Below are 26,260 nucleotides of genomic sequence, written 5' to 3' on the forward strand. Positions count from 1 at the left end.
TAAGGTATATTTATCCCTTTTCCTCTTCTTTTCTGGAGGGTTCACTCAGAAAATTATCCAAAAAAAGAAGCCATCAGGGACTGACAGTCTTCTTTATTAAATATTTTATGTTTACAAAACAGCTAAAACAGCAAAGTTGATAAGGAATAAAATAGCAACAACCCAAATGACTGGTTTAACTTCTTTCACTTTACCAGTGAAGACTTTCACCAAGATGTAGGTAATAAAGCCGGCCGCAATCCCGTAAGAAATCGAGTAAGCCAGTCCCATAAAGACTGAGGCAAAGAAAGCAGGAATCGCTTCGTTCAAATCACCCCATTTGATTTCTTTAAATGAACCAAGCATCATCATCCCAACGATAATCAAGATAGGTGCTGTAGCCTGTGTTGGTACAATCGCAAGCAAAGGCAAGAACAAGCTAGAAATAGCAAACATAATTGCCGTAACGACTGAAGCAAGACCCGTACGGCCACCAGCTCCAATACCTGCTGCAGACTCAACATAAACTGTTGTGTTTGACGTTCCGAAAATGGCACCGATTGGTGTTGCAATCATGTCAGCAAACAAAGCTTTATCCATTTTAGAAGAGAAGCCATGACTTGTTTCCATGTCTTTCAAATCTTCGTCCGTGAAAATTCCAGTAGCACGACCTGTACCGATAAATGTACCGATTGGGTCAAAGATTGAAGTCAAAGAGAAGGCAAGTACGGTCATCAATACTTCGATGTAGCGTGATGAATCTGAAAACAAACTTCCAAATCCTTTAGGACCAAAAGCGGCACCAAAAGTTGTTCCCATTTGTTTAACAGCAGTTCCCAAGTTATTTTGTGCAAACAAAGTGTGGATATCTACTTTAACAACACCTGTCAAAAGTGCCAAGATTGTAGTGACCAAGATTGAAAGCAAAATTCCTGCTTTCCATTTACGAATAACAAAGAACATTGTAACAACGATACCAACTAGAGCAATCAAAACAGCGGGATCATTGAAGGTTACAAGCTCAGGGACAATTGACGAATTTACTGTAATTGTTCCGTGGTTGTTGACATATGTGCCAGGGTCTGCGATGAAACGTAAGATTCCCGCATTTTTAATTCCGATATAGGCAATGAAAATCCCGATACCACCACCAATTGCGTGTTGCAAACTTTCTGGAATCCCCAAAATAATTGCTTTACGAATAGAAGTAAAAGTGATAATAATATTGATAATCCCACAAATAAAGACCATTGCAAGTGCTTCTTGCCATGTATATCCAAGAGATAGGACAACGGTATAAGCAAAGAAAGCATTCAAGCCCATTCCTGGAGCAAGAGCATAAGGGACATTAGCAATCAAACCAATGGCTAAAGTACCAACGATTGAGGCTAAGATGGTTGCCAAGAAAACCGCTTGAACAGGCATTCCAGTAGAACTCAAGACCTGCGGGTTGACAAAGAGGATGTAGCTCATGGCAAAGAATGTTGTCAATCCAGCCATTACTTCACGGCCAACAGTTGTGCCGTTTTCTTCAAGTTTAAAGAACTTGTTCACGAATAATTTCTCCTTTTGGGGCGATAAACGCCCTTTAATAAAAGTTATCTGTCGCCCTTTCGGAGCGACACACGTCATAAATAATAAAAGCTTACTTTCTTATTTTAATCAGTTTGGCTTAAGGAAACAAGATTTAGTAGGAAATTTATCTAAAAAAGCGCCTGAACGTTCGGAAATATCGAACAAATATCTTAAAAGCCTTTTCATTGTTCGCAGAATTTTGCTTAGGCAGAGGACTTTTTCTTATGGTATAATAGGGAGATTAAATGATAAAATTTATAGACAGGGAAAGTTTTAATGACCATAAATAAAAATCGAAAATTGATTGCTATTGATTTGGACGGTACTACCTTACAATCCGATGGACGTTCCATTAGTCGCTACACCAAATATGTTTTTAAGCAGGTAGAGGCCCTGGGGCATATCATCTGTATTACTACCGGACGACCTTTTCGGATGTCTTTGGCAGTTTACCGCGAACTTGAATTGACCAGCCCTGTCATCAATTTTAATGGCGCTTTGGTTTCTAAGCCCAATGACAAAAACTGGGAACATACTAAAGCTCATTATATTGATCGCTCTTTCGTATTTGATTTGTTACGTCACCAACAAAACTTTGATTTAAACTTTTTTGCTGTTGAATACCGACGAAAATTTTTCTTAAATACTTTTAGAGGAGTTATTCCTGAACTTTTTGGCGTAGATAGACTCCACCCCTATAATCGTCTACGTGCAGATCGAATCACCGAAAACCCTCATGCTGTCTTACTTTCAACCCGACAAAAAGATCGTTTTGCTTTAGCTGATGAGATGCGCCGCCATTATAATGGAAAAATTGATGTAGGCGTCTGGGGTGGACCGCACGCCATGCTCGAAGTTGTTCCCAAAGGGATTAGTAAAGCTTCTGGTCTGAAACACCTGCTCAAAGTATTGGATATTCCTCAAGAAAATCTTCTGGCTTTTGGTGACGAGCACAATGACATCGAAATGTTCAAACTCGCGCCTCATGCCTATGCCATGAAAAATGCCTCTGCTCGCTTGACCCCCTATGCCACAGAGATTTTGCCATGGACGAATGATGAGGATGGTGTGGCACGACAACTTGAAAAACTCTTTTTAAGTCCTGAGTAATATTAAAAAACCAGCAACTCTGCTGGTTTTTTCTTATCAAAATTTCTCTCACAAGAGATGTCAAAATGATTTGACAACCGTTTCTTTTGAAAAAGCTTCGCAATTGACCTAAAATGTAAGAGGATACAAATTGAGTTTACACGTCTATTTTTAGTTTTACTTTACGATGAAATGAGGAGAATTAAATGAAAGTTTCACTATTTTCCACTTGTGTTATGGATTTGATGTTTCCACAAGTTGGCATTGCTATGGTTGAGGTTCTTGAGCGCTTAGGCGTTGAAACTGAGCTTCCAGAAGGTCAAGTCTGCTGCGGTCAACCGACTTACAATTCGGGATTAGTTAAAGAGTCAATGCTGACCATTAAAAATCAGATTGATGCTTTTGAAGATTCGGAGTATGTGGTGGGGATTGCAGGGTCTTGCTCTGGGATGTTTACAGAATACCCTCATATGTTTGAAGAGGGCGACCCTTACAAGCAAAAAGCCATTGATCTGGCTAATAAATCTTATGAATTTACACAATTTCTCTACCGCGTGCTAGGCGTGAAAGATGTGGGAGCGACTTTCAATGGTGAAAAAGCGACTTACCACCGCTCTTGCCACATGACACGGATCTTGGGCGAGCGTGAAGCACCGTTTATCCTTTTGGATAACGTGAAAGGTCTGGAAATGTTGCCTTTGCCTCATTTGGAAAATTGTTGTGGTTTTGGGGGGACTTTCTCAGTCAAAGCGCCTGAAATTTCTGAAATGATGGTGACTGAAAAGATGAATGATGTGGTGTCAACGGGTGCTGAAATTTTGATTTCAGCTGACTTGGGTTGCTTGATGAATATTGCTGGTAAACTTAACCGTGAAGGCAAGAAAATCAAGGTCATGCACATCGCTGAAGTGTTGAATAATAATGTGGATTTGGAACGGATTGACAAAGTGACTAATCCAGTCTTTGCTGAGGCTTAAAGGGGGAAATGATGGGACTTTCGACAAGTACAAAAACTTTTGCTGAACGCTTGGAAGACAGCAAAAAAGATACCTTTGCCCGCGCTGCCGTGGCTAAGGCACAAGATGCCCAATGGGAAAAGCGCGAAACTGCGCGTGAAGAATTGGGAAATTGGCAGGAATGGCGCGATATTGCGGAATCCATCCGCCAACACACTTTGAAATATCTGCCACACTATCTGACGGAGTTTTCCGATAATGTGGCCAAACGCGGCGGTCACGTCTTCTTTGCAGCGAATGCTAAGGAAGCTAACGACTACGTTAAACGGATTGTTTTGGAAAAAAATGCCAAGAAGATTGTTAAATCTAAGTCTATGGTGACGACTGAGGTGGATATTGACCCGATGCTGGTGTCTTTGGGCGACGATATGGACATCTTGGAAACCGACTTAGCGGAATTTATCTTGCAAGTAGCCGACTGGGATGAGCCTTCTCACATTGTCTTTCCAGCCTTGCACAAAAATCGCGACCAAATTCGAGAAATTTTTGCGGCGAAGTTGGGCTATGAGGGCGATAATGACCCTGTTAACTTGGCACGTTGTGCGCGTGATACTATGCGCAAGCTTTTCTTGAAATCTGAGGTGGGAATTACGGGTTGTAATTTTGCCATTGCCAATACGGGCGATATTAACTTATCGACCAATGAAGGGAATGCGGATTTGACGATTTCTATTCCTAAAACGCAGATTGTTTTGATGGGGATGGAGCGGATTGTGCCTTCTATCAAAGAAGCGGAAATTTTGGATAATATGCTGGCGCGGTCGGCTGTTGGGCAAAAATTGACGACCTATGTGACTTTTGCTGGGCAAAAAGCTGAAGATGAGTCTGACGGACCTGAAGATTTCCATGTGGTGATTGTGGATAATGGGCGGTCTAATGCGATTGGGACGGCTTTTGAATCGATTTTGCAATGCATTCGTTGTGGGGCTTGTTTGAATGTTTGTCCTGTTTATCGTCAAATCGGTGGACACGCTTATGGTTCGATTTATCCTGGCCCTGTCGGCTCTGTCTTGTCACCTGTGCTGGGTGGTTATGAGCAATATGGTGATTTGCCTTATGCTTCAACTTTGTGTGGGGCTTGTACGGAAACTTGTCCAGTCAAGATTCCTCTGCATGAGCTTTTGATTGAGCACCGCAAGGTCATGGAAGATGAGCTGAAGATGCACCACGATGGTTCATTTGTCAATATGGAAATGAACGCGGTCGGTATGGGCACGGGACACCCTGCTATGTTTGGCATGGCGGTCAATATGGCGCACACGGGCTTGTCCATGTTGCCAAAAGCCAAGGAAGTCACGGTCGAAGGCTCGCTCTTCAAGTATGGTGCGGTGCGCAAGGCACCAGCGCTGGCTAAGGGTTGGACGGACGTGCGGGATTTGCCTGTGGCTCCGCCACACAAAGAACAATTCCGTCAATGGTACAAAAAACATAAGGCAGGTAAATGAGAATGACTGGATCTATTGAAAATCGTGAACAATTTTTAGCCACGTTGCTGGAAAAACGGGGTGGTGTGGAGCTGCCATTTGAGCCTTATCAAGCCATTTCTGACTTGCCTGAGACACATTTGGCGGATTTGTCAGCTGAGGAACTTTTGGACATCGCTAAAGAACAGGCTGAATTTGTCTCGGCCAACTTGGTGGAAACGACAGCTTCTGAAATGAATGCGGTCATCGCTGATTTGATTGAAAAATCTGGCGGTGGGCAGGTCATGATTCCTACGACTGATGAATTTGCAAAATTTGGCGTTGAGGTCGCTACTGACCAGCTTGTCAGCTGGAAAATCGGGGCTGAGTATCGTGATGAAAATATCATGGCCGCGCAAAATTCTAACGTGGCTGTGGCTGTGCCGAAATTTTTTCTGGCTGAGTCAGCAACCATCGTCGTGGAATCTGAAGCAGGGCAAGGGCGGTCTTTGCACTTCTTGCCGACGCACTATATCGCGGTCATTCCCATGAGCCGCATGGTGGCGCGCTCAACGCAGGCTGCGGACTGGTTGGACAAAAATAAAAAACCTGGCTCAACTTTGCATTTTATTTCTGGTCCTTCAAACTCTGGGGACATTGAAATGCAACTTGTAGTCGGTCTGCACGGCCCTTTGGAAATCAACTATGTGGTGGTCAAAGACCTTTGAACATTTTTGACTTTCGTCAGTGTTGGCGAGCGTTTTTTCGAGAGATTTTACTGACGAAAATAATTTTTGGAGAAAATTTACTGACGAAAAGTTAAAATCAGAGGCGTCAGCGTTTTGGTAAGGGTTTCATTTTGAAAATTTGACTTTCTTTTTTATAATATAATTATAAAAACATTAGAAAGGAGAATTTATGATCCATTTTCTACGACACAATCGCTTGGCTTCGATTTTGCTTACCTTGATGCGGGTTTTCATTGGCTATCAATGGATAACGGCTGGTTTAGGCAAATTGTTTGCTGAAGAAGCTTTTTCTGCTGGAGGGCTCATCAATGGCGCACTAGGCAGTGCAACAGCCTATCCCTGGTTTCACAGTTTTCTCTCTTTCACAACGAATGGCGGTGCAAACACAAGTTTCTTTGATTTCGTTGTCCCTTGGGGACAGATTTTCATTGGACTCGCGCTGATTTTGGGGGCTTTCACATTGACGGCAGCTACGTTTGGCTTGCTGATGAATTTGTCCTTTTTACTCGCTGGGGTGATTTCAGAAAATCCGACTTTCCTTCTCATTCAAGTCTTAATTTTGGTCGCTGGCTTCAACGCCGGTCGCCTAGGCTTGGACTTCTGGATTGTTCCTTACCTGCGTCGCCGTTTCCCTTTTTTGCAAAATGATAGCTTGCTCATGCTCTGATTTTGCTACAAAACAAAAAAACTGCTTAACTGGCAGTTTTTTGCTTAGAGAAAATGCTGACGTATTTTTTGAGCAGAGAAAAAATACTGACGTAATTAAAAAAAAGAAAAAATCATGAGAAAATCCTCATGATTTCTTTTAATTCCGATTATTTCCACCTGAAATTCCGAAAATTCGGAGGAGGAAGAGGAACATATTGATAAAGTCAAGGTACAAGGAGAGCGCCATTGAAATCGCCCAACCATCACTGACTTGACCATTGTTAGCGTTGTAAACGTGTGTAATTTTTTGATTATCCCAAGCAATCAAACCTGAGAAAATCACCACACCAATGATGCTAATTAAGAGAGTCAGTCCGCTTCCACCGATGAAGAAGTTAAGAATTATCGCAACTACTAATCCCCAAACCGCAATACCAAGCGCTTTGCCCATGCCTGAAAGATTACGTTTGGTCACTCGTCCGTAAACTGCAAGTCCAAAGAACATCGCCGCTGCGGTCACAAAAGCGAGAGTAATGTTTGTCGCTGTATACATCAAGAGGGTGAAGCTAATGAGAAAGCCCATAAAGGCCGCATATCCAACAAAAACAGGGAGCGCCAACTTAGAATTTTTCATCGCCATTACTTGCAATGATCCCACCATGACCAGCGGAATCAACCACAAAATGAGGAAAAATAAACCTCCACGCTGAAGAACTGCCATCATATTATCTTGAAAAAACGTAATCATAATCCAAGAAACTAGCGCAGAAACCAGTACTCCTGCCCCCATCAGTGCGTAAATCTTACTAAAAAATGCATTGAGTCCGTCTTGACGTTGGTCAAAAATAATATTGTTATCATTCATATTTTGCATTAAAGTCATCCTCCTATATTTTTAATTTAATTCTAATTATATTTTAGCAAAAAAGCGGGCTTTTGTCATCCGACTTAAGTCTGAATTTTTTGCTTAATTTTCCTCTTTTGAACGAAAAAGCGTTTTTTGTACATCTTTTGGAACAATTGTGGTTAAAGCACGGGGATAAACTTTGATTTTCACAGGGAGTTGATCACTTTTATCGCCGTCAATCCGTGAATATGGAATGTTCTTTTTCTTTGTCGAAAGGGGATTTATTTCTAGTTCATCCGTATCAAAGTGTTCGATTTCGCTAAAATCTTCAAATTGTCCCTTGCGCAACTTATTTAAATGCCATAATATTTTTAAAAGATTTATTTTTTTCAAAGAATAGACGCGTAGTAGACCATCATCAACCTTAGCTTTTGGAGCTAAAGCTTGCATTCCTGCAATCGTATTAGTCATTGTAATCAGCAAAAGTTTGGTGCGCAGTTGCTCCGTTTTCCCGTCGTGCTTGAGTTCAATTTGGTAACTTTTATTGTAGCGAATCACTTTGTAAGCATCTTTAAAATAAGCAAGAGGACCTAATTTTTTCTTGTCTTTACTGCTCACATTTTGGGCAATATCAGCTAAAATTCCCAAAGTTAGGCTTGAGGTCATGTATTCTTGATTGACTTTGGCCATGTCAACTTTTTGAAGCTTTCCTTGTTCTAAATTTTCTAATGCTGCCCTAATGTCTTGAGGGATATTCAAGGATTTTGCCAAATTATTGACTGTTCCGTTAGGAATAATTCCTAACAGGCTTTCTTCGTTAGCTTCCAAAAGTCCGCCGCAAATTTTGTCAATTGTTCCATCACCGCCAAGTGCGAGAATCAGGTCAGGACGCTCCTCTGCCGCTTTTTTTGCCAGACGAATAGCTTCTTTTGGGCCATCTGGACTGATAAATTCAAGCTGATTTTCCTCTGAATCAAAGAAGGATTTGATGGTCTGTAACACTTCTTCTTCATCATTATTTCCTGATTTCTCATTATAAAACACTTTAATCTTTTTCATTTTCGATCTCCTAACTTTATTTTTTATTAGAAATCTTCATTATTACATATTTCAGTTTTTTTGAATTTTATTGCTTACACATTTATTGTATCACAGTCTTAGAAAATGCTACAATAGAGCGTTTCACAAAAATTTTTCATTTTTAAGTAAGAAAAAAACTTGCCTAAATGACAAGTTTTTGTTGTTTTTATTTTTAATCCAGACTGAAAGAAGGCAACTTTTTGAAGTGCTTGCGTCTGTTCCATTTGTACTTGAGTGTGGCTGAGCCTTCAAGCGTTGCGATGTATTTATCAACTCCTGTGACAATCCAACTTTCTTTGTAGCGCGGTGGGTTGATGGTTGCCCCAAACATATGTTTAATGATGATGTCTTTTTCCAGCTCTGAAATCGTCGTCAATTTTCGGGCATTACGATAAGCAATGTGTGGATGCACATAGGCATGGCTTTTGGCAAATTTTGTTTCGCGCCAATCGTAGTAGAAAAGATCGTGCAAAAGTCCAGCTCGCGCTGTTGCTTTCGCATTCAATCCACGTTTTTTGGCAATAAGATAACTCACATAGCTCACGCGCAGACAATGCTGCAAACGTGTTGAAGTGTAGTGATGGGTAATTTCATCAAGTTTTTTCAGCTCATCCATTTCTAACAGATGACCAACATAGCTCATATATTCTGCGTCGTTTAACCACGGTTTTTCATCTAAATTCATGATTTGATTATAACACGAAATTTGACTTTGTCAATACGATATTATTGGTTTTTTGATTAAATTTTTCTTTTTTAGTGCTTAGAATCCTGTTTTAGTTTCTTATTATGGGGGTTCGAGGTGCTTTTTTATCACGTTTTTTCCTTTATCTATTTGTTATTTTTCTTCAAGAAAATAATAATTTTTCCAAAAAAATAGCGGTGAATAGTTTACAAAAAACTAAAATTCCTGTATAATTGATAGGTATTAGAAAAATCTTGGAGGGTGTAGTGTGCCATCTGGGACATCACATCAACCGCTTTTCTATGAAAAGTAATAAAGGAGACAATCATGGCTAACATCAAATCTGCTATCAAACGTGCTGAATTGAATACAATCGCAAACGAACGCAATTCACAACAAAAATCTGCAATGCGTACTGCTATCAAAAAATTTGAAGCACAACCATCAGAAGAACTTTACAAATCAGCATCTGCAATCATCGATAAAGCTGCTTCTAAAGGCCTTATCCACGCTAACAAAGCTGCTCGTGACAAATCACGTCTTGCTGCTAAACTTGGCTAATAACAGGTCTTGACCTGATAAAAATCTCTGTCAGTGTGACAGATTTTTTTTATGCAAAAAAACTTGCCTTGGGCAAGTCTTTTTTATTTAAAAATCGCAAAATCACTGGTGTCAAGACCAATCAATGGATCAAAATTTCCTGATAAAATGAGGGCCTCTGTCAAAATTCGGTTCGTGTGGTCTTCTATTTCTTCATCAGCAAAAAGTGAAATTTCTCGGCTTCCGTCAGTGTTTTCGGGCTTGTTGAGATTTACGTCAGCATTTTCTCTGACTGTCTTTGTTGCTTGTGAAATTTCGTCAGCATTTTCTCTGACTGTTTTTGTTGTTTGTGAAATTTCGTCAGCATTTTTGTCGCCAAAGCGCTCAATCAAATAAGTTTTTCGATTGGCACCTTCACGCGCGACAGCTTGGGCAAAGGCGCGCTGCTCACCAAGCAAAATTAAACTTTGTTTGGCACGCGTAATTGCCGTATAAAGCAAATTTCGCTCCAACATTCGCGAATAAGCGCTGACCATTGGCACAATGACGGTCGAAAATTCGGAACCTTGTGATTTGTGAATGGACATGGCATAGGCCAAAGTGATTTTGTACCACTCTGCTCGTGGATAGGAAAGTTCCTGCCCGTCAAAATCCATAACAATTTCATCTTGTTTGCTATCGGTATATTTCGCAGGAACTAGCTCAACAATCTGCCCTAAGTCCCCATTAAATACATTGGCTTGGGCATCATTGACCAGATGCAAAATTTTATCTGCTTCCCGAAATTTCATTTCACCAAAAACAAATTCAAGGCGCTCCTTGAGCGGATTAAACAGATTTTGCAGAAGGACATTCATGGCGTTGATTCCTGCAGTTCCCTTATACATTGGCGCTAAAATTTGTAATTCAAAAGGATTATTTCCTCTTTTTTGCCAAGCGTTCGCAATCTGCTGCACCATTTGCGGAACTAAATTTGCCCCCACCTCAAAATATGAACGGTCGGTTTTTTTTTGCTGTAAAATCAGCTGGCAACTCACCATCTTTGATATGATGCGCCAAATCCGTGATGGTCGAATCATCACCCTGACGGAAAATTTTGTCCAATTTTACTGACGGAAGCTCTGGAATTTTCAATAAATCAGCAAAAACTTGTCCTGGCCCAACAGATGGTAACTGGTCACTATCACCAACCAACAAAACTTTCATAGAACCAGGGATGGCTTGAAAAAGCTTATTCGCCAACCAAGTGTCGACCATTGAAAACTCGTCTACAATCAACAAAGCACCCGACAATTCATTGCCCATACTGTCCTCAGACTCATCTTGACCCAAGCCCAGATGGCGATGAAGGGTCGCGGCAGGCAAGCCCGTCAGTTCGTTCATTCGTCTAGAAGCCCGTCCGGTCGGTGCGGCCAATAAAATCGGAAAAATGTCATCGTTATAATGGCTCGGTTCCAAGTCAAGCTGATTGATTCGAGCATAAGTTTCAATAAAACCATTGATAATCGTGGTTTTACCTGTCCCAGGCCCCCCTGTGAGAATGAAAAACTGATGCTTCATCGCTCCCAAAATCGCCTGCTTTTGCAAGTCATCATAAGTGATTTCAAGATCTTTTTCAACTTCTGACAAAACCGTCAGCACTTTTTCGTCAGTAAAATCTCCGCCCAAACGCTTCCCCAAAGCGGTCAACGACTTGTAAATTCCCTCCTCAGCAAAATAAAGCGAGTTTTCAAAAATTTTTGTACCTTCTTGCTGAATCTTTCCATCAAGCAAAAGACCGTTGATTTCAGCTGCTACTGCTGTGGGGTTGACTTCAACATTTCGCGCCTCTTCAAGCAACTCTATGGTCAGCAAAAGCAAATGCTTCGCTTCAATGTAAGTGTCGCCAGACGTAGCCGAATGCGTATTAACCATATGCATGAGTGCCGCCCGAAAACGGTTCGAGCTATCGGCTTCAATACCCAAACTGCTGGCAATTTTGTCCGCCGTTTTAAAGCCGACCCCTTTGACATCCTCGACCAGTTGATAGGGATTTTCCTCAATCATTTCCAGCGTCTTTTCTTTGTAAAGCTCATAGATTTGGAAAGTCAATTTGCTCGGCAAGCCATACTCAGCAAGTTTCGTCAGTATTTTCTCCATGCCATGATTTTCACGTAAGCGTTTGATAAATGAATTTTTTCGCGCCAAAGTCAAAAGTTCATCCAACTTTTCAGGCGCTTCTAAAATGCTATCCACCGTGTTTTCAGGAAAAATTTCAACAATCTTCTCCGCCGTTTTTTTCCCAATTCCGGGGAACTTATCTGATGAAAAATATTTCACTAAACCTGCTTGCGAACTAGGCAGCGCTTTTTCGTACTGGTTCACTTGCAATTGTTCCCCATATTTGGGGTGCTGCGTCAATTGCCCATAAAAGGTGTAAGAATCGCCCTCAACGACATCGCCAATCGTTCCATTCACCACAATTTCAACATCGTCATACTCAGCATTTGTTTCCTCAATTTCAACCAACAAAACCTTGTAAAAGTTACTTGGATTCGAGAAAAAAATGGCTTCAATTGAACCTGTCACATAAATTTTTTCGGTCATAGTTTTTGATCCCAAACTTTGAGTTCAAAGTGATCTTTACAGCCCTCCAAAATCGTCACTGTATTATTGGCAAGACCACCAGCGGCCCGTAATTCTGACAGACCAAATCCTGACAAATGTCGCATTCCCGCAGTTCCCGAAGCACCATGACCAATCAAAAGCACATTGTCCATCTCTGAGTGCAACAATTCTCGCCCCAAATCATCAAAGCGCGCCAAAACCGAGCTGACCGACTCAGCCCCAAAAGCTCGTCCATCAAACTTATCCAATTCAAAACGAGAATCGTGCATTTCTTTTGGATATTTAGCAATCGCATCTGCAATAAACCAACCTTCCAATTCACCAAAATTCCATTCAGCCAATCGCTGATCTCGCTTAATGGCACAATCCGTCAGTAATTTCGCTGTCGTCAGCGCCCTTGTTTGCGGACTTGATAAAATTTCATCAAATTTTATCGGTGCCAAAAAATCCCGCACCCGTTCAATTTCCGTCAAAGCTTCTGGCAACAGCGGTGAATCTCCCTTTTGTCCCTGTAAACGTCGCGCCAAATTCCACTCCGTCTTACCATGTCGTACAAAATAAATCTTCACCTTTACATCTCCTCTATCGAATAAAACGCATAATTTCCAAGCACCCGAGCACTCACACCAAGACTTGCCAACTCTTCAAGTGCAAAAGGAATTTTCGCTGCGTTTAGCTCATTATTAACCAAATCAATGATAAAAAAGTACTGACCAAGCCGCGTTTTCAAAGGGCGCGATTCAATCTTAGTCATATCAATATCTCGCCAAGCAAAAACAGAAATTGCCTTATGCAAAGCCCCTGGTAAATTTTCAGGCAAAGTCAAAGCCAGACTCATTTTCTCACCCGCTTGTCTTAGATTAAATGCCTTTTTTTGTTCGCCCAACAACCAAAAACGTGTTGAGTTTCCTGCAACGTCCTGAATATTTTCAGCCACGATCGCCAAATCATAGCGCTTAGCCGCATAACGATTGGCAACCGCAGCGACTGGAAGCTCAGGATGTTTTTTCACAAACTCAGCCGCAGCCGAAGTGGATGCCGTAATCTCCACCTGGGCCTCTGGATAAAATTTCCGCAGATAGGCCCGTGTCTGAGCCAATGCCTGTGGATGTGAGTAAACCCGTTCAATCACTCGGTCTTGTGAAATAGCCAGTAAATTTTGTGAAATCGGTAAAACAAATTCTGCCACAACTTGAGCCTCAGAATCATGAAAAATCTTATCAATGCTCATGTTCACCGTTCCTTCCGTCGAATTTTCAATCGGAATTAAAGCAAAATCGCACTTCCCCTCATCATAAGCCTCAATCACATCAATGATTGTTTCATAAGCAATCAACTCATCTGTTTTAAAAGCCGCTTCCGCCACAACCGAACAAAAAGATCCCCGTGGACCCAAATAGGCTATTTTCATTTCTTCTCCCATCTTTCTTTGATCAGCTGGACAATAGCCTCAGGACTTTTATCCGTCACATCAACCGTTAAATCAGCCACAGCTTCATAGCTCTTCTTCCGACGCTCAAATAAACGCTGCGCTGCTGCCTTGTCTTGAGCCAAAGGTCGAACATTGACCTTATCTGCACTAATTCGCTCCCACAAGGTCGCAAAATCTGCACTTAAAAAAACCACTTGCGGATGAGAACGAAGCACTTCCACATTCTGTAAACTCTCAACAATACCACCACCTGTGGCAATCACTGCTTGATTTTGCAGAACAGACTCAAAAACCTCATTTTCAATCCGGCGAAAATCCTTCTCACCAAACAAAGCAAAAAAATGAGCAATCGGCATCTCAATTTTTTGCTCAATCAACTGATCTAAATCAATGAAATCCTCTGCCAAAAGTCTTGCTACTGTTGACTTTCCAGCACCCATAAATCCAATTAAAATGATACTCATTTTTCGCTTCCTAATCAATTTTCCCACAACTTATTTTGATAATTTTTCCAAATCCTCAAAAAAGCTTGGATAACTTGTCTGAATCGCCTCAGCACGTTCCAATTCAAGTTCTCCCTCAATCAAAAGCGCCGCAATAGCTGTCATCATACCGATTCGGTGATCCCCAAAAGTATTGATTGCTTCCTTAGGTGCTTTTAATTTCGTTCCCCCTTGAATAATCATCCCATCATCTGTTGGCGTAATTTTTGCTCCCATTGCATTCAAAGCATCTGCAACCACAGCGATACGGTCTGTTTCTTTAACTTTCAATTCTGCAGCGTCACGGATAATTGTTTCACCCTCAGCCTGCGTCGCAAGCAAAGCAATCACTGGCAATTCATCAATCAAACGTGGAATCAAATCGCCCGCAATTTCCGTTCCTTTAAGTGAACCAAATCGAACGGTAATTGTTGCCGACTTAGCCACATCATCCACTTCTGACAATTGCATTTGACCACCCATCGCAGAAATAACTTCCAAAATTCCTGTTCTGGTTTCATTGATTCCAACATTTTTCAAAACAAGTTCTGAATTTGGCACGACCAGCGCCGCAACCAACCAGAAAGCAGCCGAGCTAATATCACCTGGAACTGTTACCTCCTGCCCAACCAATTTTTGACCGCCAGGTACTAAGATTGTTTTTCCAGAAACAGTAATCTCTCCACCAAATTGAACCAGCATCTCCTCAGTGTGCGAACGTGTTTTTTCTTTTTCAACCACTTTTGTCACACCGCTCGCCTGTAAAGCCGCAAAAATCACCGCTGATTTAACCTGAGCCGAAGCCACAGGAAGCACATAATCAATCGCTTTTAAGTCCTTTGAACCTTTGATGGTCATCGGTAACTTCACCTTATCTGTCTGTCCTGAAATCTCAGCCCCCATCAAACGTAAAGGCGTTGCAATTCGATCCATTGGGCGTTTTGACAAACTATCATCCCCAAATAAAGTCGTTTCAAAAGGCAAACCCGCCAAGATTCCAGACAACAAACGCGTCGAAGTTCCTGAATTTCCCATATCTAAGGCTTCTTGAGCTTGAGCAAGACCATCAAAACCTTTCCCATGAACGATGACTTTTTGACCATCATCTTCTATTTTAACTCCCATTTTCTGAAAAGCCGCAATTGTTGAAAGTACATCTTCACCACGCAAAATATCATAAACGGTGGTTTGTCCTTGGGCAATTGATCCAAACATAATACTGCGATGCGAAATTGATTTATCTCCTGGAACTTTTAAAGTTCCTTGTAAGCCTTGTGAATTTGTTTTAAGTTTCATTATGATATCCTAAATATTTTTTAGTACTAATTATAGCACAAAAGGGTGCTGTTGACCCTATTTGATTGAGAGATTTTCAAAAAATTTTTAACCTATCCGTAGCTATGCCACTTCAAAATCCGTTGCTATTTTGATAATCTCACGCGCTTTTTCTAACTCTTGTGCTGTTTTAAATGTAATTTGAAGTTGACCGTGAATGTCTTCCCGATTTTCTTCATTGATTTTTATATTTGTGATTGAAAATTGTTGCAAGAGGGCTAAGACTTGTAAAACCACTCCTTTTTCATCAGGTACGGAAACAAACAAATCATAGAAATTAGGAATCGCGCCTTTATGAATCTCCATGGCTTGACGAATCTTTTTCCCGTCATCGAAAAAGCTCTTGATTCCAGTCTGATTTTTTGAGCTAATTTTTTGGGCAATATCATCAAGTTGCGCTTTAAAATTTTCAATCCGTTCCACTACTTCTTGTGGATTTGATAAAACTACACTTGTCCACATCAAACTGTCCGCCTCCGCAATCCGTGTCAAATCACGAAAACCTCCTGCAGCCAGATTTTTTACTAATGGGTGTTTTTGCGCATAGGCATCTGACTGTAAAACCAAAGCAGAGGCCAAAATATGTGGAAAATGTGAGACTTGTCCTGTGACTTGATCATGCTCCGCCGCATCTAAAACAATAAATTTAGCGTGTAAACCTGACAATAACGTTCTTAATTCTGGGCAGTCCTCGCTCAAAACATAATAAGCATTCTCAAATAAATTCACATCAGCAGCCAAAACACCTGATTTATGGGAGCCAGCCATCGGATGTCCACCAACAAACCTGACCTTTTTCTCCGCAAAAAGCTGCTGTCCTAAAGAAACAATCTCACTTTTGGTCGATCCCGTATCAGTGATTAGCACATTCTCTTTCAACTCTAAATCTGCTAATTCTTTCAACACTTCCAAAGTTGCCTCAATCGGAATCGCTAAAATAATCACATCCGCTTCTCGAGCATCGCTGAGTGATAAAGCACTTTGATCAATAATCCCTCGTTTTTGAGCAATATCTTGAACTTCTTTTTGGTCATAGCCAGTAATCACAACTTCTTGATGTGCTCTTTTAATTCCTAGGGCAATTGAGCTACCAATCAACCCCAAACCAATCATAAATACATTTTTCATTTTTTAGCCCTTCCTTAAGCTAACACAAGTTCCTTTACCAATTTCAGAAACTATTTCAATCTTAAACTCCAACTTATCCAAAATGAGTTTCGATAAATAAAGACCAAGTCCTGTTGATTTTTGCTGGATTCGACCGTTATAACCGGTAAACCCATGTTCAAAAAGGCGGGGAACATCCTCTGGTAAAATTCCAATGCCACTATCTCTAATGGTCAACTGTCCTTCTTCAATCTCAATAATAATCCCCCCACTTTTCGTGTATTTCACTGCATTATTAAGAAGTTGTTCTAAAGCAATACTCATCCATCTCTGATCAGTTGCCACGCGCCAATCACCAGTAATTTGTAATTTTAGATTTTTTTGAATAAAAAAGTGGCTGTATTTTTTGACCAAATCTTTCATGATAGTCGCAAAGCTTACCTGATCAAAGCGAAAATCCGTTGCGAGATTATTAATTCTTTGGTACTCTAGAAGCATTTTTAAATAATTTTCCAACGAAAAAACTTGATTCTTTAGTTCTTTGTGATCAATCTCGGTTTGAGCCATCAAATCAATCGCGGCCAAGGGAACCTTCATCTGATGTGACCAGACCCGAATAATATCTTCAAGTTCTCTTGCTGCTTGATTCTGTTGATCCAATTTTCTTTGAAGGGTTTGATTCTCCTTTATGACATTTGAAATTCTTTCTTGAACTTCTCGCCAGCGAAAGTAAGAAGAAATCAAATAAATCACGAAAATAATGAGGGCAAATAAACTACTGTTAAAAAATGCCATCATCGGGAGTTGCCACAGCCAAAAATTCACAATATAGATGGCCAACATGAGTAAAAAAACACCAATTTGGGGAATTTTAGAGATGAGATATTTATACCAAAGCATAGCCTTCTCCTCTTTTGGTCATGAGATGTTGGTCAAATTCAATTTCGGTTAATTTCTTACGCAACCGAGTCATCTTGACGTTTAAAGTATTGGCATCAATGAACTCCTCTGTTTGCCACAGCTCTTGTAAAATTGTTTCTTTTGTCACCACTTTACCGCTTGCTCGAAAAAGCAGACTTAAAATTTTCTTTTCTGAATTGGTCAGCTCAACCTCAGCTTGACTTTGGGAGTTAACTAAGGTATTTTCAATCAGACTAAAGTCTGCAAACTCAAGTCTATCAACTTTCGTAAAGGCATAGGTTCTGCGCAGTAAGGCTTTAATTTTTGCAGTCAAAATGTCTAAGGAGAATGGTTTTGTCACAAAATCATCTGCTCCCTGATTCATTGCCGTCACTTGATTCATATCATCTGATGCTGAGGAGATAAAAATTATAGGGATTTGAGAAAGTTTGCGCAATTCATTGGTCCAATAAAATCCACTATAAAAAGGTAAACCAATGTCCATAAGCACCAAATCTGCTTCAAATTCTAAAATTTCTTGTTTGACTGCTCGAAAATTTGAAACGCTTCTCACCTGAAAGTCATTTTTTAGGGCTAATTTAACTGCTTTAACAATGCTCTCATCATCTTCTACGATAAATATTTTGGCCATTTTTAATCCTTTCACTGCTGATTGGCGGTGGAGGGATTTTCCGATCGCATCGCCTGACTTGGTTTCTATTATAACAAAAATTAGACTAATCAGCCGCTTTGCCTCGTTTTTATCTTTTCTTACAGAAATGTAATAAAAATGACTTTACAAAAGCTTTCAATGAAGTATAATATCCTTATGGACGAAGTTTAACCGAAAAGGAGTTTTTATGAAAAAAATTGGAATCATTGTCGGTGTTGCCCTAGTAGTAATCGCAGGAACTAGCGGTGGCATCTATCTCAAGCATCAACATGATGTTCAGGCGGAAAAAGCTCGTGTGGCTCGTGTCTATGCTGCTAGTAAATCAAAGGCAACGCGTGCAGTCGCAAAAGCTTATGCTTCTGGAAAAACAGAGGATGTTCAAAAAGCTGAAGCTTTAGTTGCTCAACTACACTCTAAAGATCGCAAAAAGTCTCAAGCAAAGCTGGAGACCCTCAAGCTGGATTTGCAAGCCATCGCTACGGCAAAAGTAGCTGTTGACACACTGACTGCGAATTTATCAGATGATAATCTCACGCAAGCTCAAAGTAAAATTGCCGCTTTAACTAGTGCTTATACAGCAAAAGATAAGGCGACTTTACAGCAACTTGTAAATCAGCAAAAAGAAAAACTTGCAGCACAAAAACTAGCCGAAGAACAAAAAGCCAAAGCGGAGGCTGAAGCCCAAAAAGCCGCAGCTGAAAAAGCTGCACAGGAGAAAGCAGCGCAAGAAAGAGCTGGACAGACTTCTTCTCCTGCAATCCCTGCAGGATCAAAGCTCATTGCTTTAACTTTTGATGATGGCCCAAATCCTGCTTCAACCCCTCAACTTTTAGAGATTTTACAAAATGCCGGAGTACCTGCAACTTTCTTTGCATTGGGGCAAGAAGCTCAGGCTTATCCCGATTTGATTCGTAAAGAGGCTGCTCTGGGAAATGAAGTGGCTTCGCACACTTGGGATCATAAAGATTTAACGACGCTCAACCCTACTGCCCAACAACAAGAAATTCTAAGTGCCAATCATTTGATCAATCAGCTGACGGGACAAAATGTAACTCTTTTTAGACCTCCTTATGGTGCTTATAATGCATCGGTTCTTGCACAAACCAATCTATCAGCAGTCAACTGGTCGGTAGATACGAATGACTGGCGTTACAATACGCCAGCTCCTGTGGTTCAAAATGCGCTCGCTAATGCTCATGATGGCGCAATTATTTTACTTCATGACATTCACAGTTGGTCAGTAGCTGCTGTTCCACAGATTATCCAAACACTCAAAGCGCAAGGTTATACCTTTGTGACAGTTTCTCAACTTTTGGAGGCACGCTACGGAGGTGCTCAAGCCCATCAGATTTACTTTGGACAATAGTTAAAAAAACCATCTTATTTAAAGGTGGTTTTTTAGTTTTTTTTATAAGAGATTAGTGAATATAATAAAACTCCACCTTGATTTTTCGGATGAGTCATCCGCTCTAGGTGAAGTTTTTATTGGTTGCTTTGTGGCTTTAACGTTCGACGATTTTGTAGTAGACGCGACTGGTCGCTTTGTAAATCAAATAGTAAACAGCTGCGAGAAGAGCAATTGTACCAAGGCTGATGATTAGAATGATGGTACGGTCTGTAATTCCAAAGAGCATAATCATTTTTTCAATCATCAGGTAGGCACCCGCAAAATGGCAAACCGTGATGACAAGCGGAAGGAAGAATATCATTCGTACTTGAGACTTGATTGTTGTTTGAACTTCAACTTTGGATAGACCCACTTCTTGCAAGATTTTGAAGGAACGTTTATCCTGAGCGCCTTCAGAGAGCTGTTTGTAGTAGATGATTAACGCGGCACCAAGTATAAAGCTAATGCCCAGCACGAAACCAACAAACACGAAACTACCGATTTGTGAGCGTTGACTTTGCATGGCATCACTACGATAATAAAGGCTTAAGTCGCTGTCTTTTCCTACCGCTGATTTGAATGCTGCCGCAAATTTTTTCTCGTCATTTTTTTGAAGGTCAAAGAGTACTCTTGTGGTTGATGAAACTTCAAAAGCCTGATCTTTTTGGGTGGCTTTAATCATTTCATTGTAGCTTTGAAGTGCTGCTTTGTAACTTTCCTCATTTGGGAAGACAAGCAACATATTTGACATACTTTCTTCCGTTGGTACATTTTTAATAGTGCTTAATTGCTTTTTGACGTGGTAAGTTCGGTCAAACCATTGGACGCTTTTAATTTTACTGATGGATTGAGTCTTTGTTGTAGAGCGATCACTTAAAAGGACTTCATCAGCATTTTGGGGAGGTAAATTCTCATTACCAAGTGCTTTAAGGCTTGCGCGCGTGGTTAGAATAACCATGTAATTACTCTGGCTAAAGAGATTTGAGAGCCCATTACCAGCAACGAAGTGGCTATCGTCTGTGGTGGTAGCTCTCTTAACTTCGACTTCTTGTGATTGGAAGCTGATGAGATTGCTGAGCTTGATGGATTGTTCTTTGGCAACTTTTTGAGTCAATTTTGTGGCCTCTTCTGAGCTGCGTTCCGAGTCAAACGAGAAAACTTTGGCTTCTCTTGGAAATTGGTTGCTGACAAGTCGCTCTGTACCGACGAAAATTCCTAAACTAACCACCACCGTCACAACAGTCATTGATAATAAAATCGTGATGTTAGCTAAACCGACAGCATTAGCTTTCATACGATAGAGCATGGAGCTTATCGTGATAAAATTATTAGGTTTGTAGTAGCTTGGGCGTTTTTTCTTTTTTTTGAGATACCAAACTGTGAAACTCACATAAAAAAGATAGGTTCCAAAAATAACGAGTAAAACGGCGATGAAAAATCTCAACAGAGCAGATATTGGATTTTGAACGGTCAAGGCAATGTAATAACCCGCTCCGAGCAAAATCAGGGCAAGCGCAGCTAAAAAGAGATTTGAACGCGGCTCTTTCTCACCTTTTGATGATTCACGAAGTAAATCAAGACTTGATGAGCGCCAAATAATCCACACCCCAATCATCATCAAAATAAGAAAGAAAACCAGATAAAGAAGGGCAACAAGTCCAATCGCCGCAGGGTTTATTGCGAGATTGAAATAGTCTCCACCAATCATATTGATAAAAACGAGATAGAGAAATTTGGCAAAAGCAATCCCACAAAGGCTACCGACAATTACGGTAATGAGGTAGGATAAAATAAGTTCTAAAAATGCCACTCCAGCAATGCGGCTTTTTCCAAATCCTAAAATGTCATAAAGTCCAAATTCTCGTGAGCGTTGCAATTGTAGAAAACGGTAACTATAAATCAAAATAAGAAGGGCAAAAATGGCTAAAACAACGAGGGCAAAACCCATCAATTGAGCTAAAGAGCTTCCGCCTCTGATTTTTTCAATGGAGGGCGACATGGCAATCGAGGCCGTGACAAAAATCATGACAAACATGGTGATTGCAGCCATCAAAAAAGGAGCAAAACTTTTAAATCCTTTTTTAATATTGCTCGTCGCAAGCTTTAAACTAAGCATTTTCCATCACCTCCTCTACCGGTGTTCCCAAAAAGGCGGTCATCGATAGCGTGATTTCTTTTGCAAAATCGGTTGCTGATTTTTCTCCACGGTAGAGTTGATGATAAAGTACGCCATCCTTGATGAAGAGAACACGTTTAGCGTGGCTCGCTGCCAAACTTGAGTGGGTCACCATGATAATCGTTTGGCTACTTTTGTTAATTTCTTCAAATAAATTGAGTAAATTTTCGGAGTTTTTGTAATCCAAAGCGGCCGTTGGTTCATCTGCCAACACCAAATCAGGCTGACTAATCAAGGCGCGAGCGACAGCCACCCTTTGTTTTTGACCTCCTGAAAGCTCAAAAGGTTGTTTTTCAAGAAGGTTTTCAATGTGCAATTTGGGCGCCAACTCTTCTAATCTTTCTTTCATGACTTTAACATTTACTTTAGATAAAACGAGTGGAAGATAGATATTATCTCGAACAGACAGAGTGTCTAAAAGGTTGAAATCTTGAAAAACAAACCCGAGGTGTTCACGTCTGAACGCTGAAATTTCTTTATCTTTGATGGCTGTAATGTCATTTTTGCGAAGTAAAACTTGTCCAGAAGTAGGCTTTTCTAAGGTGGATAAGATATTCAAAAGCGTTGTCTTACCTGAACCAGACTCCCCCATGATGGCAATATATTCCCCCTCCTCAACACTAAAATCAATATCAACGAGCGCCGTAGTTTCTTCTTTTGAAAAGCGGGTTTTAAAAATTTTTTTGAGATATTTAACTTCAAGTAACATATTTTATCCTTTTCTTATTTTCTTATTCGTTTGTTTCTTTTTTATCATTAAATTGATTCAATCGTGCTTTTACTGCACGCATTGTGTAGATTAAGCAAGCACCCATGAGAGATGCGAGGACAATTGTAATTGTCATTAAGGCGATGTTAATTTGCAAAAATGTCATGATGTTTTCCTCCGATTTTGTCAATTATTAGTGTTTTTTTACTGACGAAACTTTGCGTCAGCATTTTCTCTGAACTTTTTTACTGACGGAAAGTTACGTCAGCATTTTCTCTGAAAAAATTTAGTTCCCAGCCTGATTTGTGATTTTCGTCAGTGCTTTTTCGGGAACTTCTGATTTTTTGACCTCTTCCCAGCTGGTCACTCCCTTTTTGATATTGACCGTCAATTTAAGGTAAGCCGTTTTACGCAAATTATGGTCGGCTGTAAATTCAACTTCTTTTTCTTTGCCAGCTTTTTGGTAAACTTTTTCCTTATAATCATAGTAAGTATAATCTTTTCCGGCATCATCTTTCGTCAGTGATTTTTTTCCATCCTTCATCACTTGCATATAATAACTTTCGCCACCATATTTTAGATGGTACCAATAAGTTCCAGCACCAGCCAAAATTAGAATCAAAGCGGCAAGTCCAATAAGTATTTTTTTCATTTTATTTCTCCCTTTTCTCTTGATAGTTTTATTTTAACAAGAAATTCTATGCTTGAAACTTACAAGTTTGTAAGTTTTAATTTTTTTTACAAAAAAAAAGACCCGCAGGTCTTTTATTATTTTGGCAAATGAACATCTAGCAAAAGGGCTTCTTGCCCTTGAGGCTTTTCTTCGTAAGGATTGTAAAAGAAAATCGTGGATTCAATATAATCAGGATGTTCATCCTTAGGTGCAGAAAACATGATGTTCTCTGAAAAATCGCGCGTGAAGCTATCAATAAAACCATTAGCTTGTTCGATATCATCAAAAACCATCATTTCATGCTTGTTAATTCTGATTTCGATTTGATTCATTTTAAAACTCCTTGAGCCTTGCTTTGTAGGCTTCTAATGCTAATTTCAATTCAGAAAAACTATCAGAGCTAAATTTATCACAAATTTCTTGCGCCAAAACGGTTGCAATGACATTTTCCATGACTACCCCAGCAGCAGGCAAAGCCGTTGGATCAGAGCGCTCCACGCTGGCTTTGTAAGGCATATGACTGTCCGTATCCACAGACATCAAAGGCTTGTAAAGTGTTGGAATTGGCTTCATCACCCCACGGATAATCAATTGTTCGCCATTCGTCATCCCGCCTTCAAAACCACCAAGTTGGTTGCTTGAACGCACATAGCCTTGCGTTTGACTCCAAGTGATTTCGTCCATAACTTCACTTCCTAGACGTTTTCCGGCCTCAAACCCAAGACCAAACTCAACCCCTTTGAAGGCATTGATTGAAACCACGGCACCAGCAATTTTGGCATCGAGTTTACGGTCAAATTGCACGTAAGAACCTAGACCAGCAGGCACCCCTTCCACACGGCTCTCAATAATTCCACCAATTGTGTCGCCATTTTTCTTGATTTGGTCAATATAGCTGCGGATTTCTTCAGCTTGACTTTCATCAAAAATAGACAAATCATTCGTTGCTGCGGTCGCTAAAATCTGTTCAACCGTCAAATCAGCTGGATAATCAATTGCTTTTCCACCAAAATTGACAATGTGGTTAGCAATTTCGATGCCTAATTCATGAAGCAATTTTTTGGCCACCGCACCAACAGCAACACGCATCGTTGTTTCACGAGCTGATGAACGCTCAAGAACATTGCGTAAGTCATCAAATTCATATTTCATTCCACCGACCAAGTCAGCATGACCTGGACGAGGCTTAGTCAAACGTCGTTGACTTTTAATTTTATCCTCGACATCTTCTGCAGCCATGATTTTTTCCCAATTTTTAAAATCACGATTAGTCACATTGAGTGTGATTGGACTTCCGATTGTCTTGCCATGACGAACACCTGAAGTAATCTCAACCTGATCAGATTCGATTTTCATTCGTCCGCCTCGACCATATCCGCCTTGACGGCGTTTTAGCTCAATGTTAATATCTTCTGCTGTAAGAGCGAGGCCCGCTGGCACTCCCTCAATAATCGCCGTCAATCGTGGTCCGTGGGATTCTCCCGCTGTAAAATATCTCATAAATGACTCCATTCTATATAATCATCAATTGCCCGCTGCATTTTTGGATTAAACAGCGGTAAATCAAATGTTTCTAAATTAACCCAAGCTAACGCCTTGGTTTCTTCATCTTGATAGGTTAAATCAACTGCTTTTTTGGGTATTTTGCAAGCATAACAAATGTCCGTGGGTTGAACCTTATCGCCGTTGGGATAAACAAATTCGCCCCAGTTGTAAGTACCAATTTGCTTGATAATCTCAAAATTATCTGTACCCGTTTCTTCTAAAACTTCGCGGTAAAGTGCTTCCTCAAGACTTTCTCCTAACTCCAAACATCCTCCAGGAATGTCCCAAAGCTCGGAGTCCACACGTTTTTGCAACAAAACTTGACCCTCTTCATTTTGCAAAAAAGCTACCACAGCAACGGTCAAAATCTTGTCCTGCCCCACTTTACTGCGCAACCAACTGATATAATCTGCCATCAATTTTTCTCCAAAATTTTGATAATATCGGTCAAATGCCTGATTTGTTGCGAATCTTTAACTGCAAGGAAATTGATGGAATGAATTCCACTGCGGTGTGCGACTTCGGCATCAAGCACACGATCACCGATATAATAAGTCGTGTTTAGATCAAGACCATATTTGTTGAGCAAATAATTGACCCCCGCAGGATGTGGTTTACGCTCAAAGCCATTTTCACTCGTGATGACCTCAGTGAAATAAGCAGCAATACCGAGTTTTTCTAATAAGTGATAGGCATTCTTACCCTTATGGGTATAGATAAAGTTTTCAATTCCAGCCTTTTTCGTCCAAGCCAATACTTCTTTTGCGCCCGCCATCAACTTAATCTTTTCATTCTTCGCTATCGAATTTTCTGTAAAACTTGTTTTGAGGGCTTCAAAGGGTTGCTTTTGACTTTTTAATAATTCGTTGACCGAATGTGCTTTGATAAAAGTATAAACTTTTTTACGGTCAAATGGCAAATCAAATGTCGCAAAAGTTTCCGAGAGTGCTTCAAGAAACACGTCATAACTGTCAATTAAGGTTCCATCTAAATCCCAAATCAATGTTGTCATCACTTAACCTCCATTAGCTGTCTATAAATCGAGCTGAGTTGTCGCAGAGCTTCTCTGATTTCTCCCTCAATTTCTTCATCATGTTGACCGTCAAAGCGACTTGCTGGCCAAATTTTTCCAACTTCTAATTCAGCTTTTTTGACTTTCCCTAAACGTTCAAGAGCGTTTGGAAGTTCATCCAGTTGGAAAAATTCAGCTTTAGTATGATCCTTTGAAAGCACAAAATCACCAGGAAGTTGTGCTGTGGTCAATAATTCTTGCCAGCACTGCGCATATTTTTGCTGTTTTTTAGGTTGGTCAATGATTGACAGATATAGAAAAACATAATCCTGCCAGATGCCGAGTTGATAATGAGCTTCCATTTTGTAGCCCCGTTTTTGTGTGGAAATCGCTGACCACGTATTTTCTGGAGCATGGGTTGTTCTTCGCCGATGCTGTGCAATGTGAAGATAAAATGCTTCATCAGGAAAAATGGTTTGTAAATCGCCCACTAATTTTTCACCAATTTCCGAAAAAATAGGTTGAATAGTGCTACGAATTGCGGTCATTCGAGCTTCTAAACCCACGATATCAAAAACTTCAAATGATTTGTGTGTGAACATTTTTTAGGT

General features: G+C 40.4%; 27 protein-coding genes and 1 pseudogene. 7 read left to right on the forward strand and 21 right to left on the reverse strand.

Features of this window, described 5'->3' with window-relative positions:
- Positions 1-111 precede the first annotated feature (111 nt).
- Entirely contained in the window at positions 112-1,533 is a 1,422-nt protein-coding gene (locus EQJ87_RS05490; RefSeq protein WP_130123680.1) for an NCS2 family permease, read from the reverse strand.
- Positions 1,534-1,830: 297 nt separating this feature from the next.
- Here EQJ87_RS05490 and EQJ87_RS05495 point away from each other — a divergent pair, with 297 nt between their 5' ends.
- From EQJ87_RS05495 to EQJ87_RS05515, 5 genes are all read left to right on the forward strand, one after another.
- Positions 1,831-2,664 (forward strand): Cof-type HAD-IIB family hydrolase, encoded by an 834-nt coding sequence (locus EQJ87_RS05495; RefSeq protein ID WP_130123681.1) that lies wholly within the window; start codon positions 1,831-1,833, stop codon positions 2,662-2,664.
- Between the two features lie 185 nt (positions 2,665-2,849).
- Positions 2,850-3,620, forward strand: a complete 771-nt coding sequence (locus EQJ87_RS05500; protein WP_130123682.1) for a (Fe-S)-binding protein — start codon at positions 2,850-2,852, stop codon at positions 3,618-3,620.
- Between the two features lie 11 nt (positions 3,621-3,631).
- Positions 3,632-5,104, forward strand: a complete 1,473-nt coding sequence (locus tag EQJ87_RS05505; RefSeq protein ID WP_130124596.1) for a LutB/LldF family L-lactate oxidation iron-sulfur protein — start codon at positions 3,632-3,634, stop codon at positions 5,102-5,104.
- Positions 5,105-5,106: 2 nt separating this feature from the next.
- Positions 5,107-5,790, forward strand: coding sequence for a LutC/YkgG family protein (locus EQJ87_RS05510; protein WP_130123683.1), 684 nt, complete (start codon positions 5,107-5,109; stop codon positions 5,788-5,790).
- A gap of 190 nt (positions 5,791-5,980) precedes the next feature.
- Positions 5,981-6,478 carry a Crp/Fnr family transcriptional regulator gene (locus EQJ87_RS05515; protein ID WP_130123684.1) on the forward strand — a complete coding sequence of 166 codons (498 nt, stop codon included), beginning with the start codon at positions 5,981-5,983 and terminating at the stop codon, positions 6,476-6,478.
- A gap of 138 nt (positions 6,479-6,616) precedes the next feature.
- Here the strand turns inward: EQJ87_RS05515 and EQJ87_RS05520 are convergent, their stop codons facing one another.
- The 3 genes from EQJ87_RS05520 to EQJ87_RS05530 form a co-directional block, all read right to left on the reverse strand.
- Positions 6,617-7,333: a Bax inhibitor-1/YccA family protein gene (locus EQJ87_RS05520; RefSeq protein ID WP_130123685.1), complete on the reverse strand. Its 717-nt coding sequence runs from the start codon at positions 7,331-7,333 to the stop codon at positions 6,617-6,619.
- Positions 7,334-7,426: 93 nt separating this feature from the next.
- Positions 7,427-8,365 (reverse strand): diacylglycerol/lipid kinase family protein, encoded by a 939-nt coding sequence (locus EQJ87_RS05525; protein ID WP_130123686.1) that lies wholly within the window; start codon positions 8,363-8,365, stop codon positions 7,427-7,429.
- A 193-nt stretch (positions 8,366-8,558) separates the two neighbouring features.
- Positions 8,559-9,071: an HD domain-containing protein gene (locus EQJ87_RS05530; protein WP_130123687.1), complete on the reverse strand. Its 513-nt coding sequence runs from the start codon at positions 9,069-9,071 to the stop codon at positions 8,559-8,561.
- A 327-nt stretch (positions 9,072-9,398) separates the two neighbouring features.
- On the opposite strand from EQJ87_RS05530, the gene rpsT reads away from it, so the two are divergent.
- Positions 9,399-9,632 carry a 30S ribosomal protein S20 gene (gene rpsT, locus EQJ87_RS05535; RefSeq protein ID WP_130123688.1) on the forward strand — a complete coding sequence of 78 codons (234 nt, stop codon included), beginning with the start codon at positions 9,399-9,401 and terminating at the stop codon, positions 9,630-9,632.
- A gap of 83 nt (positions 9,633-9,715) precedes the next feature.
- Here rpsT and recD2 read toward each other — a convergent pair.
- The 8 genes and pseudogenes from recD2 to EQJ87_RS05575 all read right to left on the reverse strand — a co-directional run bounded on the left by recD2 (position 9,716) and on the right by EQJ87_RS05575 (position 18,126).
- Positions 9,716-12,197, reverse strand: a pseudogene (gene recD2, locus EQJ87_RS05540) (SF1B family DNA helicase RecD2).
- Positions 12,194-12,787, reverse strand: a complete 594-nt coding sequence (locus tag EQJ87_RS05545) for a histidine phosphatase family protein (protein ID WP_130123689.1) — start codon at positions 12,785-12,787, stop codon at positions 12,194-12,196. The pseudogene recD2 and the gene EQJ87_RS05545 overlap by 4 nt, the downstream one beginning before the upstream one ends.
- A 2-nt stretch (positions 12,788-12,789) precedes the next feature.
- Positions 12,790-13,629: a prephenate dehydratase gene (gene pheA / locus EQJ87_RS05550; protein WP_130123690.1), complete on the reverse strand. Its 840-nt coding sequence runs from the start codon at positions 13,627-13,629 to the stop codon at positions 12,790-12,792.
- Positions 13,626-14,114, reverse strand: a complete 489-nt coding sequence (locus EQJ87_RS05555) for a shikimate kinase (RefSeq protein WP_130123691.1) — start codon at positions 14,112-14,114, stop codon at positions 13,626-13,628. Before EQJ87_RS05555 ends, pheA begins: the two co-directional genes overlap by 4 nt.
- A gap of 30 nt (positions 14,115-14,144) precedes the next feature.
- Complete coding sequence (gene aroA, locus EQJ87_RS05560) at positions 14,145-15,428, reverse strand: 3-phosphoshikimate 1-carboxyvinyltransferase (protein ID WP_130123692.1); 1,284 nt, start codon at positions 15,426-15,428, stop codon at positions 14,145-14,147.
- 102 nt (positions 15,429-15,530) lie between these two features.
- Entirely contained in the window at positions 15,531-16,595 is a 1,065-nt protein-coding gene (locus EQJ87_RS05565) for a prephenate dehydrogenase (protein ID WP_130123693.1), read from the reverse strand.
- A gap of 3 nt (positions 16,596-16,598) precedes the next feature.
- Positions 16,599-17,474 carry a sensor histidine kinase gene (locus EQJ87_RS05570; protein WP_130123694.1) on the reverse strand — a complete coding sequence of 292 codons (876 nt, stop codon included), beginning with the start codon at positions 17,472-17,474 and terminating at the stop codon, positions 16,599-16,601.
- Positions 17,461-18,126 carry a response regulator transcription factor gene (locus EQJ87_RS05575; RefSeq protein WP_130123695.1) on the reverse strand — a complete coding sequence of 222 codons (666 nt, stop codon included), beginning with the start codon at positions 18,124-18,126 and terminating at the stop codon, positions 17,461-17,463. The genes EQJ87_RS05570 and EQJ87_RS05575 overlap by 14 nt, the downstream gene beginning before the upstream one ends.
- A 208-nt stretch (positions 18,127-18,334) precedes the next feature.
- Between EQJ87_RS05575 and EQJ87_RS05580 the strand changes: the two genes are divergently transcribed.
- Positions 18,335-19,513: a polysaccharide deacetylase family protein gene (locus EQJ87_RS05580; RefSeq protein WP_130123696.1), complete on the forward strand. Its 1,179-nt coding sequence runs from the start codon at positions 18,335-18,337 to the stop codon at positions 19,511-19,513.
- Positions 19,514-19,649: 136 nt separating this feature from the next.
- Here EQJ87_RS05580 and EQJ87_RS05585 read toward each other — a convergent pair whose 3' ends face one another.
- From EQJ87_RS05585 to EQJ87_RS05620, 9 genes are all read right to left on the reverse strand, one after another.
- Positions 19,650-21,650, reverse strand: coding sequence for an ABC transporter permease (locus EQJ87_RS05585; RefSeq protein WP_130123697.1), 2,001 nt, complete (start codon positions 21,648-21,650; stop codon positions 19,650-19,652).
- Entirely contained in the window at positions 21,643-22,419 is a 777-nt protein-coding gene (locus tag EQJ87_RS05590; protein WP_130123698.1) for an ABC transporter ATP-binding protein, read from the reverse strand. The genes EQJ87_RS05585 and EQJ87_RS05590 overlap by 8 nt, the downstream gene beginning before the upstream one ends.
- Positions 22,420-22,441: 22 nt before the next feature.
- Positions 22,442-22,585 (reverse strand): hypothetical protein, encoded by a 144-nt coding sequence (locus EQJ87_RS11535; RefSeq protein ID WP_190289048.1) that lies wholly within the window; start codon positions 22,583-22,585, stop codon positions 22,442-22,444.
- A gap of 120 nt (positions 22,586-22,705) precedes the next feature.
- The gene (locus EQJ87_RS05595; RefSeq protein ID WP_130123699.1) at positions 22,706-23,071 is read right to left on the reverse strand and encodes a YxeA family protein; all 366 of its coding nucleotides are present in this window, start codon (positions 23,069-23,071) and stop codon (positions 22,706-22,708) included.
- Positions 23,072-23,187: 116 nt separating this feature from the next.
- Positions 23,188-23,424: a hypothetical protein gene (locus tag EQJ87_RS05600; RefSeq protein ID WP_130123700.1), complete on the reverse strand. Its 237-nt coding sequence runs from the start codon at positions 23,422-23,424 to the stop codon at positions 23,188-23,190.
- Between the two features lies 1 nt (position 23,425).
- Positions 23,426-24,592, reverse strand: a complete 1,167-nt coding sequence (aroC, locus tag EQJ87_RS05605; protein ID WP_130123701.1) for a chorismate synthase — start codon at positions 24,590-24,592, stop codon at positions 23,426-23,428.
- The gene (locus tag EQJ87_RS05610) at positions 24,589-25,053 is read right to left on the reverse strand and encodes an NUDIX domain-containing protein (RefSeq protein ID WP_130123702.1); all 465 of its coding nucleotides are present in this window, start codon (positions 25,051-25,053) and stop codon (positions 24,589-24,591) included. Before EQJ87_RS05610 ends, aroC begins: the two co-directional genes overlap by 4 nt.
- Positions 25,053-25,649, reverse strand: coding sequence for an HAD-IA family hydrolase (locus EQJ87_RS05615; RefSeq protein ID WP_130123703.1), 597 nt, complete (start codon positions 25,647-25,649; stop codon positions 25,053-25,055). The genes EQJ87_RS05610 and EQJ87_RS05615 overlap by 1 nt, the downstream gene beginning before the upstream one ends.
- Positions 25,649-26,251: a DUF1054 domain-containing protein gene (locus EQJ87_RS05620; RefSeq protein ID WP_130123704.1), complete on the reverse strand. Its 603-nt coding sequence runs from the start codon at positions 26,249-26,251 to the stop codon at positions 25,649-25,651. Before EQJ87_RS05620 ends, EQJ87_RS05615 begins: the two co-directional genes overlap by 1 nt.
- Between the last annotated feature and the right edge of the window lie 9 nt (positions 26,252-26,260).

The organism is Lactococcus sp. S-13 (assembly GCF_004210295.1).
Lineage (GTDB): Bacteria > Bacillota > Bacilli > Lactobacillales > Streptococcaceae > Lactococcus.